The organism is Brachybacterium sp. AOP25-B2-12 (assembly GCF_052378625.1).
In the GTDB taxonomy this organism is placed as follows: Bacteria; Actinomycetota; Actinomycetes; order Actinomycetales; family Dermabacteraceae; genus Brachybacterium.
This window is the reverse complement of sequence record NZ_JBQSXW010000015.1, coordinates 42,264-58,068: the sequence shown is the minus strand read 5'-3', so window position 1 is coordinate 58,068 and position 15,805 is coordinate 42,264. Positions and strand designations below refer to the sequence as shown.

The window sequence follows — 15,805 nt, the reverse complement described above, 5'->3', positions numbered from 1 at the left end:
TTCCAACCGTCCTCACGTCGTGCCGGGGCCGACAGCGGCCCGTCCGGACATCGTAGGGGGCAAGTCCCCCAGGGCGTTCAGCTGACCGCCGCCGACCACCACGGCGACCACCACCAGCGCGACCACGACCACCACCAGCAGCAGCACCCACAGCGCGCGACGGCTGCGCGCCGGAGCACGCTCCTCGCGCGGGGCGTGGGCGGCGTGCGCGGCCGCCGGACGGGCGTGCACGGCGGGCGCATGGTGCGCGGCGGCCTCGGGATGCGCGGGCGCGGGGCGCCAGGCGCCGGTGCCCGCGTCACGCCCATGGCGCGCGGTGTGCGAGTCCGCAGCCTCGGGGGCCGAGGAGGCGCTCGAGGCCGACAGCGCCGAGCTGGCCGAGGCCGCCGACGCGCTGGAGCGGTGCCGGATCCCGCGACGGCCCGAGGTGCGCGGCAGCGGCATGGCGGCCGTGCGCGTCCCCGCGGGGCCCGCCTGCCCCGGGGTCTGGTCCCGCGACGCCTGATCCGGGGGCGAGGAGCTCTCGCCGCCGCGCGGCAGCGACGGGATCGCGCCGGTGGTGAAGTGCGGGGTCTCGCCGCGCTGGATCGCCTCGAGGATCCTGGCGACCGCCGCCGCCGACCGGGGGCGGTTGGCCGGGGCCTTCGCGAGCGCCATCGCCACGAGCGTCCGCAGGTCGGGGTTGACCGTCGCGGGCAGCTCGGGGGCCGGCTGCTTGACCTGTGCCATCGCGATCTCGACCTGGCTGGCGCCCGTGAACGGCCGATGCCCCGTGAGCATCTCGAAGGCCACGATCCCCAGCGCGTAGATGTCCGAGAGCGAGGTGGCCTGCTTGCCCATCGCCTGCTCGGGGGAGAGGTACTGGGCGGTGCCCATCACGAGGCCGGTCTTGGTCAGCCGCGCCTGGTCGGTGCTGCGGGCGATCCCGAAGTCGGTGATCTTCATCCGCCAGTCGTCGTCCTCGTCGACGAGGATGTTCTCGGGCTTGACGTCGCGGTGGACCACGCCCTTGGAGTGCGCGGCGTCCAGCGCGCGGGCCAGATCGATGAGCACCAAGATGACCCGGCGCTCCGGGAGACCGGCGATGTTCTCCTCGATGATCTCCGACAGCGGCCGTCCCTCGACGAGCTCCATGACGATGTAGGCCCGGCCGTCGAGCTCGCCGTAGTCGTAGAGCCCGGCGATCGTGTCGTGCGAGAGCGCCGCGGTGTGGCGCGCCTCGGCCCGGAAGCGCTTGAGGAAGCCCTCGTCGCCCGCGTACTCCTCGCGCAGCACCTTGACCGCGACCTCACGGTCGAGATCCTGGTCGGTGCCCTTCCACACCTGGCCCATGCCGCCCGTCGCGATGAGCTCGTCGAGTCGGTAGCGGCCTTCGAGGACCAGTCCGGATTCGGTCCTCATCCCGTGACCACCGCCTCCATCACGTCGCGGGCGATGGGTGCCGCGGCCTCGGCGCCATAGCCGCCCTCCTCGACGACGACGGCCACGACGACCTTCTTGTCGCCGGCGTTCGCGTAGCCCACGAACCAGGCGTGGGGCTCGCGGCCGTCGCCCCACTGGGCGGTGCCGGTCTTGCCGCCCACCTCGACGCCGTCGATGGCCGCCGCGGTGCCGGTGCCGTCCTGGACGGTGGCGACCATCATGTCCCGCATCTGCGAGGAGTTCGCGGCCGAGAGCGGCTGGGAGAGCTTCTTGGAGGAGTACGGGGTGACCTCCTGCAGGTCGCTCGTGCGCACGGACTTCACGAGCTGCGGCTGCAGCAGCACGCCGTCGTTGTCGATCGCGGAGGCCACCATCGCCATCTGCAGCGGGGTCACGCGGTCCTCGTACTGGCCGATGGAGGACGTCGCGATCTGCGCCCCGTCGAGGTCGCTGCCGATGGTCGAGGGCGTGACGCCCATCGGGATCGAGAGCTTCCTGCCGAAGCCGAAGTCCTCCGCGGTCTTCGTGAGGTCCTCCTCGCCGACCTCGGTGCCCAGCAGCGCGAAGGACGTGTTGCAGGACTGCTCGAGCGCCGACTGCATGCTCGACTGGTCGTCGGGGCCGCACGGCTCCTGGCCGCCGCCGGAGTGGTTGTTCATGACCGAGGACGAGTTGGGCAGGGTGTACATGCCCGGTCCCGGGATCACCGAGTCCTTCGTGTACTTCCCGGAGTTCAGCGCGGCGGCGGCGACGACCAGCTTGAAGGTGGAGCCCGGCGGGTAGAGGTTCCCGCCGATCGCCCGGTTGGTCAGCGGCTTGGCCGGGTCGTCGTTGAGAGAGTTCCAGGCCGCGGTGACGTCCTTGCTCGAATGCCCGGCCAGCTGGTTGGGGTCGTAGGAGGGCGCGGAGACCATCGCGAGGATCTGCCCGGTGGTCGGATCGATCGCGACGGCGGCGCCGCGCTTGCCCTGCAGCCCGTCCCACGCGGCCTTCTGCGCCGCGGGGTCGATGGTCAGCTCGACGGTCGCGCCCTGGGACGGGCGTCCCGAGACGGCATCGGCGATCCGCTGGTAGAACAGCGCGTCCGCGTCCCCGGAGAGCGTGTCGTTGAGCGACTTCTCGATGCCCGAGAAGCCGTAGACCACCGAGTAGTAGCCCGTGATCGGCGCGTACATCGCGCCGGGATCGTAGGCGCGCTGGTAGCCGTAGGAGTCGTCCGAGGGGGTCGAGGAGGCGATCGCGTCGCCCGCCACGACGATCGGGCCCCGGTCCTTGCCGAACTCGTTGTAGATCGTGCGGGCGTTGCGCGGGTCGGCGTTGAGGGACGTCGCCTGCAGGACCTGGATGTAGGTCGTGGATCCGAACAGCAGCACGAACAGCACCGCCACCACCAGGGAGACGTGGCGCAGGGGTTTGTTCACTCAGCTCACCTCCGCAGGGACGCCGGCCGGGGTGCCCGCGCGGCGGGCCGCGGGTCGCCGTGCGGCATCGGACAGCCTCACCAGCAGGCCCACGATGATCCAGTTCGAGATGAGGGAGCTGCCGCCCGCCGCGAGGAAGGGCAGCGTGAGCCCTGTCAGCGGGATCACCCGGGTCACGCCGCCGACGACGACGAAGACCTGCAGGGCGATGACGAACCCGAGGCCGCCGGCCAGCAGGGTGCCGAAGCCGTCGGAGATGCCGACGGCGGCCCGCAGGGCGCGCTGGACCAGGAGCAGGTACAGCAGCAGCACCGCGAAGGCGCCGACCATCCCGAGCTCCTCGCCGAGCGAGGTGTAGATGAAGTCCGAATGGGCGAAGGGGACGATCGCGGGGCGCCCCTGCCCGAGCCCGGTGCCGACGATCCCGCCGTTGGCCAGGCCGAACAGGCCCTGGTCCACCTGGTAGCAGCGGTCGTAGTTGGCGGCGGCGAGCGGGTCCAGCCAGCAGGTCAGGCGCGTGCGCACGCGGGCCACCTGCGTGACGGCGAAGACCGCCGGGGGCACGAACATCGCCGCCCCGATGATGAGCCAGCTCAGGCGGTCCGTCGCGACGTACAGCATCACCACGAACAAGCCGAAGAACAGCAGCGAGGTCCCGAGGTCCGCCTGGAACACGAGCACCGCGACGGAGAACCCCCAGGCCACGAGGATCGGCCCGAAGTCCGACCAGCGCGGCAGGTGGATCCCGAGGACCTTGGGGCCCGCGAGGGCGAGGGAGTCGCGTCGGCTCACGAGGTAGCCGGCGAAGAACACGGCGAAGCAGATCTTCGCGAGCTCGGCGGGCTGGAAGCTGAAGCCCGCGATGCGGATCCAGATCTGTGACCCGTTGATCGAGCGTCCGATGCCGGGGACCAGGGGGAGCAGCAGCAGGAGGGCACCGAGCACGGCGGAGATCCAGGTGTAGCGGCGCAGCAGGCGGTGGTCGCGCAGGCCCACGAGCACGACGCAGGCCAGCACCACCCCGAGCGCCGTCCACATGAGCTGACGGTCCGCGTAGTGGGTGGCGGTGCCCGAGGCGGCCTTGGCGCCGTCGATGCTCGAGATCACGGCGATCCCGATGAGGTTCAGCAGCAGCACGATCGGCAGGATCACGGGGTCCGCGTACGGCGCGCGCCACATGACGACGGACTGCAGGGCGACCGCCAGGACGGTCGTCACGATCGCGATGGTGGTGAGGTGGGCGGGGAGCTGCTCGTCACGTCCCAGGGAGGCGAGCGCGACCGCCGACAGCCCGATCACGAGGGCGCTCAGGAACAGGAGCGCCTGGGTGCTCCGTCGGGTGCGCGCCGTGTACGAGACGACGGTCGCCACTACGTGGGTCCGTCCGTGGGGGTCTGGGTCGTCGGGGTCGCCGCCGGCGGGGTCGGCTGCTGCGACTGCGCCGCCGCGGCGGCGGCCTCCGCCTGACGCTGCTCCTCCTGGGCCTGCCGGGCCTGCTGGTTCTGCTGGGCCTCGGCCTCGAGCCGGTCGACGATCTGGTCGGCCCCGGCGCGGTCGCTCGCGGGGAGGGTCTCGTCGACCTGTCCGCGCGTGACCGAGGACAGGTCGGAGACCAGGACGTCCGTCTGCTCGACCTCGTGGGACAGCCCGATCGGGCCCAGATCCTGCGAGACGCCCTGATAGACGACGACGCGGCCGTCCCGGGCGGCGACGTAGTACTGGGTCTGGGTCCAGGCGTAGCCGGCCCAGAGGCCGCCCGCGATGACCGCGGCGATGAGGGCGGCCACGACCAGGGCGGGCCAGCGGCTGCGGCGCGGCAGCTCGTCCTCGCTGAAGTCCTCGTCCTCGAACGGGACGTCCCGCTCGGGGCGGGTCAGGGCGGCCGCCTTGGCAGCGGGGCCCGAGGCGCTCGTGGGGCGGTTGCGCGAGCGGGCGGCGGAGCCGACGATCTCGGGGCTGGTCGAGGGGGCGTCGACGCCCTTGGGGAGGTCGTCGAGGTCCACGACGTCGGCGATCACGCAGGTGATGTTGTCCGGGCCGCCGCCCTTGAGGGCGAGCTCGATGAGCGCGTCGGCGCACTCGCCCGGGTCCTCGATCTTCACCAGGGTGCGCTCGATCGTCTCGAGCGAGACGAGGCCCGAGAGCCCGTCGGAGCAGAGCATCCAGCGGTCGTCCACGCGGGCGGGGCGCAGCGAGAGGTCCAGCTCCGGCTCGGAGTCGACGTCCCCCAGCACCCGCATCAGCACGCTGCGCTGGGGATGGCGCTCGGCCTCCTCGGGCGTGAGGCGCCCTTCGTCCAGCAGGCGTTGGACGAAGGAGTGGTCCTTGGTGATCTGGGTGGCCTCGCCGTCCCGCAGGAGGTAGGCGCGGGAGTCGCCGATGTGGGCCAGGGCGAACTTGCCCTCGGCGCGCAGCAGGGCCGTGACCGTGGTGCCCAGGCCCGCGAGCTGGGGCTCCTCGCGCGCGCGACGCAGGATCGCCTGGTTGGCGTCGAGGATCGCCTCCTCGAGGGCCGCGACGATCTCGGTGGCGGGGGTCTCGGAGTCCAGCTGGGCCAGGCGGCCGATCGCGATGGAGGACGCGACGTCCCCGCCGGCGTGCCCGCCCATCCCGTCGGCGACGGCGACGAGATGCGAGCCCGCGTACCCGGAGTCCTGGTTGTTGGAGCGGACGAGGCCCACGTCGGAACGGGCCGCGAAACGCAGCGCGAAGGTCATCGGGGACCTCGCCTCAACTCGATCTCGGTGCGGCCGATCTTGATCCGTGCCCCGGACTTGAAGGGGACGGTGCCCTCGATGCGGCGGCCCGACAGCAGGGTGCCGTTGGTGGATCCGAGGTCCTCGACGAACCAGTCGCCGTCGCGCTCGAAGATCCGGGCGTGCCGGTTGGAGGCGTAGTCGTCGTCCAGGACCAGCGTGCACTCGGGGGCGCGGCCGATCAGGACGGGCGTCGCGCCGAGGCTCAGGGTGGTCCCGCGCAGGGGGCCGGCGGTGACGACGAGGTTGGTGGCGGTCACGGCCGGATCGGTGCGCAGCGCCGCGGCGGCCGCGGGGTCGATCGACGGGCGCTGCTCGCGGCGGGGGTCGGGCTTCGTGCCGCGGGTGACCACGGTGGTGCCGAACAGGTCGCTGCGCAGGACCAGGAGGACCACGACGACGAACACCCACAGGGCGATGACGAAGCCGATCCGCAGGACGACGATGGTCAGTTCGCTCACGGGCGCCTCACCAGTCCGCCGCGCCGGGCGCCGCGGGCAGGATCACGGTCATCCGGGTGCGGCCGACCGTGAGCAGCGAGCGGTCGTGCAGGGCCACGGGGGTGCGGATCCGGTCGCCGTCGACGAACGTGCCGTTGGTCGACCCCAGGTCGGTGGCGACGACGCCGCCGTCCTCGGCGCGCAGCTCGAGGTGATGGCGGGAGACCCCGGTGTCGTCGAGGATGATGTCGGAGTCGCCGCCGCGGCCGATCACGGTGATCCGGCCGGTCAGCAGGTACTGCTGGCCGTCGATCTCGAGGATCGGGTCCCCGGCCGCGCCCTCCTGGACGCCGGTGGCGGGGGCGACGGTGCCGCGCTCGGTGCGGGACTCGGTCTCGAAGCGCCCCTGGCGCACCTCGTCGTCGGACTGCAGCTCGACGGCTACGGCGCCGACGAACATGTAGGCCTGCTTCTCGGCATGCTCGACGAGCACGCGCTCGAGCTCGTCGACGAGGGTGTCCTGCCACGAGGAGAAGCGCTCGAAGTCGACGCTGTTGAGGAAGACGGTGTAGACGTTGGGTGCGAGCGTGCGGGTGCGGTCGAGCACCTGGATCTGGTCGTCGCATTCGCGACGCAGACCCTGCGCCAGGTCGAGCGGCTTGATCTGGCCGCGTCCGGGCGAGAACACGCTCGTGACCCCGCGGTCGAGGCCGCGTTCGATGCGCTCCAGGATCCCCACGTGTGGTCCTCCGCTGTCGTGACGTCGTGCATCGGGCAGGTGCCCGTCGAGGACGACGGACACCTGCCCGAGCCTACCGTGCGCGGAGCGCCGGTCGGAGCGGAGGCCCTGCGGGGCATGTGCAGGTCCGGTGAGGATCAGATGGTCAGTAGACCAGCACCCGCGTGCCGTGGGCGGCGAACCCGGAGGCCCACAGCAGGTTCATCATGTTCACGGTCACGCGCGCGCAGCCGTGCGAGGCCGGGTAGGCCGGGACCGAGTTCGAGCCGTGGAAGGCCCACCCCTTGAAGAAGTACGCCGGGCGGTAGAGCCGCCCCAGCGGTGCGGTCTGCCATCCCGCGCTGTGGGTGCGGAAGACCGAGAAGTCGCCCCGGGGGGTGGTGGCCGTGGCCCAGGAGCCGCCCGAGGTCCTGTAGCGCTTGCCGCTGCCGGTGGACGTGTTGATCACGTACCCGAGCTTGCCCAGCGAGGTGACGATGAGCAGCTGGCGGGCGAGGTCCACCTCGATCCCGTTGCCCTCCTGGATCCGGCGCTGGGCGCGGTGGCCCGCGTCGAGGGCCTGGCGTGTCTTGGGGCCGACGAAGCCGAGCCGGTCCAGCCCTGCCGCTTTCTGGAGTGCGAGGACGGCCTGCTTGGTGTCGTTGCCGAAGGAGCCGTCGGGTGCCCCGCAGGGGTAGCTGAGCTCGTTGAGGCGGTTCTGGAGGTCGGTGACCTCCTGGCCCTTGGATCCGACCTTGAGATTGCCCGCGGCGAGCGCGGGGGTCGCCCCGAGGGCGACGGTCGCGGCGATCGTGCCCGAGCCGAGCAGCAGGTCCCGACGTCCGACCGGGCGCCGGCCCCCACCGGTCGTCCGGGCGTCGTCCGCGCTGTACGCGCGCGGTGTGCTGAACATCGTCGTGCTCCCCCCGTTCCATGTCGTCCCCGATGGGTCACCGGGCATCCGACGCCGGTCATACCGACTCCCCCATCGTGTAAAGGAATGGCAAAGTCGCACAACCGGCATCCGGGATGTTTCCGGGACATTCCCGGACGGCTTGCGCGGGTACGACCGCAAAGAGTGGTTCGACGGGTATCTCGGTCACGGGGTGAGCAGATCGTGCGCAGAGACCGAGCGGAGTCCCCATGCAGCGGCGGCGGCGCGACGGGGCGAGCCGCCCGGAGGAGCCTGTGTGCCATCCTGGCGCCGTGGACGACTCCCGGCTGACCCCCCTCGATGCCTTCGACTTCGGCTGCGCGATCGGCGTCACCGATGTCGCGGGCGACCTCCTCCTGCAGGGCGAGGACGTCGAACGGGCCCTCATGAGCGTCTCCAAGCCCGTGACGGCCCTGGGCGCGCTCGTGGCCGTGCGACGCGGACTGCTCGACCTCGACGAACCGGCCGGTCCCGAGGGCGCCACCGTGCGGCACCTCCTCGCCCACACCGCCGGGTACGGCTTCGACACCCCGCGCGAGAAGCTCCTGGCCGGCCCCGGGGAGCGTCGCATCTACTCCAACACCGGCTTCGAGGTGCTCGGCGAGCACGTCGCCGAGGCCACCGGCTACGATCTGCCGGACTGGCTCGAGGAGACCGTCGTGACCCCGCTGGGACTGCGGAGCCTCGACGTGCAGGGGTCCCCGGCCTCCGGCTACCGGGGCACGGTCTCGGACCTCCTCGTCCTCGCGCGCGAGCACCTCGCGCCCACCCTGGTGCCCGGGGAGCTCGCGCGCGAGGCCCGGAGCGTCCAGTTCCCAGGCCTCGCCGGGATCCTGCCGGGCTACGGACGCCAGGCGCACAACGACTGGGGCCTCGGCGTCGAGCTGCGCGACCACAAGGACCCCCACTGGACCGCACCGAACAGCGCCCCGGAGACCTTCGGGCACTTCGGGCAGTCGGGATCCTTCTGGTGGGTGGACCCCACCCGGGGCATCGCCGCGGCGTTCCTGGGCGACGAGCCCTTCGGTCCCGTGCACGTCCAGGGGTGGCCGCCGCTGACCGCGGAGATCCTGCGGCGGGCTGACGCGCGATGAGTGCCGGGCGCGGCGGGGTCCAGACGCGATGAGTGCCGGGCGCGGCGGAGTTCAGGCGCGATGAGTGCCGGAGCCGGCGGGGCCGGGGCGCTCGCGGCCCTCGAGGTGTTCTCCTGCGAGACCGCGGGGATCGTGCTCGGGCCCGAGGGTGTGCGCGAGAACCGCGGGGACCTGCACCGAGAGCGTCCCCTGCGCAGCGTCACCAAGTCCCTCACCGGATACGGCATCGCGATCGCCGTGGATCGAGGGCTCGTGGATCTTGACCAGCCGGCCGGCCCCGAGGGGTCGACCCTGCGGCACCTGCTGGCCCACGTCTCCGGGTACTTCTACGAGTCCGACGGGGTGCTGATGGCGCCCGGCAGGCGCCGGCACTACTCCAACTTCGGGATCGACGAGGCTGCGCGGGCGGTCGAGCGGAACACCGGGATCGACTTCGGGGAGTGGATCCGGCAGGAGGTGGCCGAGCCCCTGGGGGTGACCGCCCTGCGCTGGGACGGCTCCCCGTCCGTGGGCGGCTTCGCGCCGCTCGCGGACCTCGCGCTCTTCGTGGGGGAGCTGATGCGACCCACCCTCGTCGGCGCGGAGACGTTCACGACGTTCACGACGCCGCAGTTCCCCGCACTCGTTGGGATCATGCCCGGCTTCGGCAAGCAGGACCCCAACCCCTTCGGCCTGGGATTCGAGGTGCGCGGGGACAAGACGCCGCACTGGACGGGCCGCACCAACGCCCCGAGCACCTTCGGTCACTTCGGGATGCTGGGGACGATGTTCTGGGTGGACCCGGCCGCGCGGCTGGGCCTGGTGGTGGGGACGGACCTGACCTTCTGCGACGAGCACCGGGAGGTGCTGCCGGTGGTGTCCGATGCGGTGGTGGCCGCGTACGGGCACACCTCGCATCGTCAATCCCGGCAGTGCACCTGAGTGCCGGCGCGATAGGTGCGGGTCGTCCAGTCCGCGAAGCCGATCTCCACGGTCTCGATCGTGCCGTCCGGGAACGCGGGCGTCCTCCATCGTCCGGGGCCGTCGGCGTCGTCCTCGGCGGGATCCCACTCGACGTGGTCGACCTCCGCGCTCCAGCTCTTCCCGTCCTCGCTGATGCGTGCGCCCTCGGGGACGTCCCCGACCATGACGAGCCGGTGCGGGTCGGGACCGGAACGGTCCGACCCGAGGGACCGCGAGGCCGGTGCGTCATCGTCGGCGGAAGGTGTCGGCGTCGGGTCGGCGGGACGTCGTCCGCGGCGGAACAGCGGAGTCATGGGCGCTCCTTCGGGTCGTGCGGTGATCGTAGGCGCGACCCCGGGCATCTCGCGTTCATCTGCGAGCGCGCGTGGGGGGCAGGGCGCCGCGTACCGTGGGAGCGACCCCGCTGAGGATGCCCGAGGCATCGTCGTCCGCCCCCACCAGGAGGAACCCCGACCATGAAGATCGTCGTCGCCGGCGGAGACGGATTCTGCGGCTGGCCCACCGCCTTGCATCTCTCCGACCGGGGGCACGAGGTGACCATCGTCGACAACCTTGTGCGCCGCCGGATCGACGAGGAGCTTGGTTCCAACTCGATGACGCCGATCCTCCCGCTGGACGAGCGCGTCGCCGCCTGGAAGGAGGTCAGCGGGCACGACATCGCCGTCCGCATCGCCGACCTCACCGATTACGACGCCGTGACCTCGGTGTTCGAGGACGTGCGGCCCGATGCTCTCGTGCATTTCGCCGAGCACCGCAGCGCCCCGTACTCGATGATCGACCGTGAGCACGCGATCGAGAACCACCGCAACAACGTCGAGGGCACCCTGAACGTGCTGTGGGCCATCAAGGACCACGCGCCCGACTGCCACCTGGTCAAGCTCGGGACGATGGGGGAGTACGGCCAGCCCAACATCGACATCGAGGAGGGGTGGATCGAGATCGAGCACAAGGGACGCACCGACCGCCTGCCCTTCCCCAAGCAGCCCGGCTCCTTCTACCACCTCACCAAGGTGCACGACAGCGACAACATCATGTTCGCGTGCCGCATCTGGGGGATCCGCGCGACCGACCTCAACCAGGGCGTCGTCTACGGCCTGGGCACCGAGCAGACCGACCGGGACCCGCGCCTGGTCAACCGCTTCGACTACGACGCGGTGTTCGGCACCGCGCTGAACCGCTTCCTCATCCAGGCGGCGATCGGCCACGACCTCACCGTCTACGGCGGCGGCTCGCAGACCCGCGGCTACCTCAACATCGCCGACACCGTGCGCTGCCTCGAGATCGCCTGCGAGAACCCCTCCGAGCGCGGCGAGTTCCGCGTGTTCAACCAGTTCACCGAGTCCTTCTCCGTCGAGGAGCTGGCCGAGAAGGTCCAGCGGGTGGCTCGCGCCGAAGGCCTCGATGCCGTGATCGAGCACATCGACAACCCCCGCGTCGAGAAGTACGACCACTACTACAACGCGGTCAACACGCACCTGCTGGACCTCGGCCTCGAACCGCACCTGCTGACCGACGAGGTGCTCGCGCAGATCCTGGCCGTCGCCCGCGCCAACACCGACCGGGTGCGCCGCGAGCTCGTGATGCCGACGGTCACCTGGCGGTGACCCCTCCCGTCGGAGTCGGGGAGCAGCGGCACGATGTCGGTGATGGGGCGTGAGGACGCGGGGTTCGTGGCGCAGACGTCGTTGCCTGGTATTCGGCGGCGTCGCGTGAGGATGGGGATCGTGACCGAGGCGTCGCCGCCGGGATTCGACGGCGCAGCGTGGGGATGCGGATCGTGACCGAGGCGTCGGCGCCGGGCGGCGGCGGCGCATGAGGATCGCCATCGTGACCGAGACGTTCCTGCCGAGCGTCGACGGGGTCGTCACCCGGCTCACCCACGCGGTCGAGCACCTCACGGCGCGCGGACACGAGGTGCTCGTCCTCGCCCCGGATCTGGGAGTGCGCGAGCACTCAGGGGCGCGGGTGATCGGGATCCCTGCGGTGACCCTGCCCTTCTACCGGGATCGTCCGTTCTCCCTCCCGCACCGCGCGGTCGACCGGGCACTGCGGGAGTTCCGGCCCGACATCGTCCACGCCGCACAGCCGATCCTCCTCGCGAGCTCCGCCGCGCGCGCGGCGCACCGCCGGGGTGTCCCGCTCGTGGCCAGCTACCACACCCATGTGCCGCGCTACCTCGACCTGTACCGAGGGACGCGGTGGGCGCGGCCGCTGCTGTGGTGGTGGATCCGCCGCAACCATGGTCTCGCCGACCTCAACCTGGTCACGAGCGCGGCCATGCGCGACGAGCTCGCCGCGCATGGGATCCCCCGGCTGCGCGTGCTGCGACGCGGGGTCGACACCGAGGCGCGGAACCCGCGGTTCCGGTCGGCGGCGATGCGGGAGCGGCTGCTGGGAGGTGCCGTCGATGGGATGGGGACGGGTGGCCGGGAGCCTGCCGTGCTGCTCTACGTCGGCCGGCTCGCCGCAGAGAAGTCGATCGACACCCTGCGGCCGCTGCTGGATCGTCGCGCGGACGTGAGGCTCGCGATCGTCGGCGATGGCCCCGACCGGACCCGGCTCGAACAGGTCTTCGCGGGGACGGGCACGGTGTTCACGGGCTTCCTGCGCGGCGACGAGCTCGCGGCGGCCTTCGCCAGCGCCGACGCCTTCATCTTCCCCTCGGTCACCGAGACCCTGGGGCTCGTGATCCTCGAGGCCATGGCGTCGGGCCTGCCGGTGGTCGCCGCCCGCTCCGGGCCGACCGTCGAGCAGGTCGAGGACGGCGTCACGGGGCGTCTCTACGAATCCGGGGACGTGGCGTCGATGGAGCGGGCTGTCCGTGGGGTCGTGGGAGATGAGGTCGGCGACGCGGCGGGGGTTGGGGATGATCTTCGGCCGGAGCCCGAGCCCGAGCCCGAGCCCGAGCCCGAGCCCGAGCCCGAGCCCGGGTCCGGACCCGGGGGCGGACTCGGGGGCGGGGATGGCGACGGGGATGGCGACGGGGGAGTCGACCGGGACGGCGGGAATGCAGCTCCCGGTGCTGACGTGGGGCGCGCGGCGCGCGTCGAGGCGCTGAGGTTCTCGTGGGACGCCGCCGGGGACGACCTGCTGGACTGCTACGGGCAGGCCATCGCCGTGCATCGGGTGCGGAGGGACAGATGAGGTGTGGGGCTCCGGGGGTCGTGAGCGAGTGAGGTCGTGGCTCGTGGCCAATGACCATTGGCCAATGGTTCTTGGTGTGCGACGCGGAGGTCGTGGCTTCACGCCCCAGGAGTCATTGCCTCCTGGGGCAGTGGCCACGTGGCTGGGGGCTGCGGGGCGCGATGGACAGGTGCACTCGGGCCGGCCGGGAGGAGCCGAAGGGGATCAGACCACTGCCGGCCTCGGGGTGTCCACGGAACGGCGCTCTGAGTGACGACCCCTGCACCGGTGCAGTCCCTTTGGCACAGAGCGCCGGTGTGTGTACATCCGCCCAGTGCCGCGCCTGTCCGACGCGGGGTGCCGCGTGCGGTGAACGGCTCGGGGAGCGACGGAATCCGAGGCTGTTCCGGGCAGGGGTGTGCACTGACCGGCGCTCCATGCGACGACCCCTGCACCGGTGCAGCCGTGCCCGCACATGACGCCGGTCCGTGCGCACCCGGGTCCGATCCCGGCGAGGACGACCTCCGCTCCGGTCGCGCGGCGGTGCTGAGCGGGTGGTGTCCGGGCCCGGGTCACCGGGAGCGGTGGAACAGGCCTCGGAACCCGCGGCGAGGTGACGTGCGGCGGGACGAGCGGGAATGCCGAGGGTCCGTGGGGGTGACGGGGACCTCGTCGTCAACCGGGGCGCGCGACGTGTGGTCAGAGCCGAAGGTGCGGGTCTTCCGGTCAGAGGCGGAGAATTCGGTATCGGTATCGGTATCGGTATCGGTGTCGGTGTCGGAATCCGCCCCCGCGTCCAGGTCCGCGCCGTGTTCGTCCGGGTCGGGATCGTCGTCGTCCTCGATCCACTGGTCGGTCCAGCCGATGTCCTCGGCGTCCCGGGGGCGGTAGGCGGCGCGGGCGGGGAGCTGGTCGGCGACGTCCGCGAGCTCGATCTCCTCGGGGGCGGTGACGTTCGAGGCGCGGTGCGGCACCGGGCAGGTCCAGAAGTACGGGCACCCGGGGCAGCCGGCGAGCTCGTCGTCGGGGGCGGCCTCGCGCTGCATCTGCACGCTGTCCTGGTTCTCCAGGATGCGCAGGCGGGCCAGGGAAGGGTTGATCTCCATCGTGGGGTGCAGGGTAGTCGGTCACGATGGGGATCGGGATCGACCACACGCAGGATGGGTGCCGCGTGATCCGTGGGCGTCCGTGCACCGGCCAGGGTGCCCCGCCCGCCGTGCTCGGCCAGGGTGCCCCGCCCGCGGTGCTCGGCCTGCAATGCTCCGCCCGCGGTGCTCGGCCTGCAGTGCTCGGCCCGCGGTGCTCAGCCTGCGGTTCCCCGCCCTCGGTGCTCGCCCCGCGCTCAGCCCTTCGCCGTGCGGGCCGCCTTCAGGATGTTTCGGGCCATGGCCGGGAAGACCAGGGCGTGGAACGGGAAGATCGCCCACCAGTACAGCCGTCCGATGAGACCGTCGGGGAAGTAGACGGCCCGCTGGTGATAGGTGGAGCCGCCGCCCTCTGCCGGGGTGACGCCGAGCTGCAGCCAGGCTCGCCCGGACATGCGCATCTCCGCCCGCAGGGTCAGGCGCTCGCCCGGCTCGATGGCCTCGACGCGCCACCAGTCCAGGGCGTCGCCCACCCGCAGGCGGCGCGGGTCACGGCGGCCGCGGGCCAGGCCGTAGCCCCCGAGCGCGCGGTCCATGACGCCGCGCAGCCACCACAGAGTGGGGGTCGAGTACCAGCCGTTCCTGCCGCCGATCCCCTCGATGACGGTCCACACGGCCTCCGGGGTCGCCGCGGGGTCGGTGCGCTCGCGCTCGTCGGTGTAGACGGTGTGGCCGGCCCAGTCGGGGTCCGGCGGCAGGGGCGCCGCGGGGTCGGTGTCCATGGTGTCGTCGTCGTCCCAGGTGGAGGCGAGGTCTCCCGCCTTCTGGGAGGCGATCGCCGCCCGCACCGCGTCCTCGTAGGACGTCGCGCCGCCCTCGGGGGCGGGGACGACGTCGCTGAGCGGACGATCGTGGGGGACCGCCTCGTGCTGCATCGACTGGGCCAGCGGGATCGCGGTGCGTGCTGGCACGGGGGTGACCACGCCGATCCACAGCCCGGACAGCAACGGCGCGGGCACGGGCAGGGGGATGACCCGGCGACGACGCAAGCCCGCCACCTCCGCATACCGGGTGAGCAGGTCGCGGAACCGCAGCACCTCCCCGCAGCCCACGTCGTACGTGCCGGCGATGTCGTCCGGGGCGGTCGCGGCGGCGGTCAGGTAATGCAGGACGTCAGCGATCGCGACCGGCTCGATGCGGTTGTCGACCCAACGGGGTGCGGGCATCACAGGCAGCCGCTCGGCGAGGTGGCGGATGATCTCGAAGCTCGCGGACCCCGCCCCGATCACGGTCGCCGCCTGCACCACCACGACGGGGGTGCGGCCCTCGCGGAGGATCCGCGCCACCTGTTCGCGCGAGGCCATGTGCTCGCTGAGCTCCTCAGTCTCCGGATGGATGCCAGAGAGGTACACGATGCGCCTGACCCCGGCCCGCGCGGTCTCATCGGCCACGATCCGCGCCATGCGGGCCTCGCGGTCCGCGTAGCCCTTCCCGCCGCCCATCGCGTGCACGAGGAAGACGACGACGTCCATGCCCTCGACGGCGCGGCGCACAGCCATGCGGTCCGAGAGGTCCGCCTCGGCGATCTCGACCCGGTCGGACCAGTCCCAGGCGCGCAGGGAGTCGGCGTGACGACCGGTGACGCGCACGCGGGCCCCGGCCTCGAGCAGCTCGGGCACCAGGCGCCCGCCGATGTAGCCGGAGGCGCCGGTGACGAGCACGCGGGGATTCTCGGGGATCTGGGGCACGGGGGCTCCTCCTCGTCGACGATGCGATCTCCCGGACACGCCATCCGAGGTGCCCTCGATGCTAGCCCCGCGGCCTGCGCGACCACCTGGTCGGCCCCGCC

The 15,805-nt window shown here is 72.1% G+C and carries 14 protein-coding genes; 4 read left to right on the top strand and 10 right to left on the bottom strand.

Annotated features, from left to right (window positions below; all coding sequences use genetic code 11):
• Nucleotides 1-12: 12 nt before the first annotated feature.
• From ACT3TZ_RS11530 to ACT3TZ_RS11500, 7 genes are all read right to left on the bottom strand, one after another.
• Nucleotides 13-1,401: a serine/threonine-protein kinase gene (locus ACT3TZ_RS11530; RefSeq protein ID WP_444583567.1), complete on the bottom strand. Its 1,389-nt coding sequence runs from the start codon at nucleotides 1,399-1,401 to the stop codon at nucleotides 13-15.
• Complete coding sequence (locus ACT3TZ_RS11525) at nucleotides 1,398-2,843, bottom strand: peptidoglycan D,D-transpeptidase FtsI family protein (RefSeq protein WP_444583566.1); 1,446 nt, start codon at nucleotides 2,841-2,843, stop codon at nucleotides 1,398-1,400. The genes ACT3TZ_RS11530 and ACT3TZ_RS11525 overlap by 4 nt, the downstream gene beginning before the upstream one ends.
• Nucleotides 2,844-4,214, bottom strand: a complete 1,371-nt coding sequence (locus ACT3TZ_RS11520; RefSeq protein WP_444583565.1) for an FtsW/RodA/SpoVE family cell cycle protein — start codon at nucleotides 4,212-4,214, stop codon at nucleotides 2,844-2,846.
• A complete protein-coding gene (locus ACT3TZ_RS11515; protein ID WP_444583564.1) occupies nucleotides 4,214-5,560 on the bottom strand; it encodes a PP2C family protein-serine/threonine phosphatase in 1,347 nt (448 codons plus the stop codon). Before ACT3TZ_RS11515 ends, ACT3TZ_RS11520 begins: the two co-directional genes overlap by 1 nt.
• Complete coding sequence (locus ACT3TZ_RS11510) at nucleotides 5,557-6,060, bottom strand: FHA domain-containing protein FhaB/FipA (RefSeq protein ID WP_444583563.1); 504 nt, start codon at nucleotides 6,058-6,060, stop codon at nucleotides 5,557-5,559. Before ACT3TZ_RS11510 ends, ACT3TZ_RS11515 begins: the two co-directional genes overlap by 4 nt.
• Nucleotides 6,061-6,067: 7 nt before the next feature.
• Complete coding sequence (locus ACT3TZ_RS11505; RefSeq protein WP_444583562.1) at nucleotides 6,068-6,841, bottom strand: FhaA domain-containing protein; 774 nt, start codon at nucleotides 6,839-6,841, stop codon at nucleotides 6,068-6,070.
• A gap of 82 nt (nucleotides 6,842-6,923) precedes the next feature.
• Nucleotides 6,924-7,670: a L,D-transpeptidase family protein gene (locus ACT3TZ_RS11500; protein WP_444583561.1), complete on the bottom strand. Its 747-nt coding sequence runs from the start codon at nucleotides 7,668-7,670 to the stop codon at nucleotides 6,924-6,926.
• Between the two features lie 293 nt (nucleotides 7,671-7,963).
• Here ACT3TZ_RS11500 and ACT3TZ_RS11495 point away from each other — a divergent pair, with 293 nt between their 5' ends.
• Complete coding sequence (locus ACT3TZ_RS11495) at nucleotides 7,964-8,785, top strand: serine hydrolase domain-containing protein (protein WP_444583560.1); 822 nt, start codon at nucleotides 7,964-7,966, stop codon at nucleotides 8,783-8,785.
• A 60-nt stretch (nucleotides 8,786-8,845) separates the two neighbouring features.
• Nucleotides 8,846-9,706 (top strand): serine hydrolase domain-containing protein, encoded by an 861-nt coding sequence (locus tag ACT3TZ_RS11490; protein WP_444583559.1) that lies wholly within the window; start codon nucleotides 8,846-8,848, stop codon nucleotides 9,704-9,706.
• On the opposite strand, the gene ACT3TZ_RS11485 is transcribed toward ACT3TZ_RS11490, so the two are convergent.
• Nucleotides 9,685-10,041 carry a hypothetical protein gene (locus ACT3TZ_RS11485; RefSeq protein WP_444583558.1) on the bottom strand — a complete coding sequence of 119 codons (357 nt, stop codon included), beginning with the start codon at nucleotides 10,039-10,041 and terminating at the stop codon, nucleotides 9,685-9,687. The two genes, ACT3TZ_RS11490 and ACT3TZ_RS11485, sit on opposite strands and share 22 nt — an antisense overlap.
• Before the next feature lie 162 nt (nucleotides 10,042-10,203).
• On the opposite strand from ACT3TZ_RS11485, the gene ACT3TZ_RS11480 reads away from it, so the two are divergent.
• Nucleotides 10,204-11,352, top strand: coding sequence for an NAD-dependent epimerase/dehydratase family protein (locus ACT3TZ_RS11480; RefSeq protein WP_444583557.1), 1,149 nt, complete (start codon nucleotides 10,204-10,206; stop codon nucleotides 11,350-11,352).
• A 223-nt stretch (nucleotides 11,353-11,575) separates the two neighbouring features.
• A complete protein-coding gene (locus ACT3TZ_RS11475) occupies nucleotides 11,576-12,892 on the top strand; it encodes a glycosyltransferase (protein ID WP_444583556.1) in 1,317 nt (438 codons plus the stop codon).
• Between the two features lie 551 nt (nucleotides 12,893-13,443).
• On the opposite strand, the gene ACT3TZ_RS11470 is transcribed toward ACT3TZ_RS11475, so the two are convergent.
• On the bottom strand, nucleotides 13,444-13,977 hold the full coding sequence (locus ACT3TZ_RS11470) for a hypothetical protein (RefSeq protein WP_444583555.1): 534 nt from the start codon (nucleotides 13,975-13,977) through the stop codon (nucleotides 13,444-13,446).
• A gap of 236 nt (nucleotides 13,978-14,213) precedes the next feature.
• Entirely contained in the window at nucleotides 14,214-15,704 is a 1,491-nt protein-coding gene (locus tag ACT3TZ_RS11465) for an SDR family oxidoreductase (protein WP_444583554.1), read from the bottom strand.
• Between the last annotated feature and the right edge of the window lie 101 nt (nucleotides 15,705-15,805).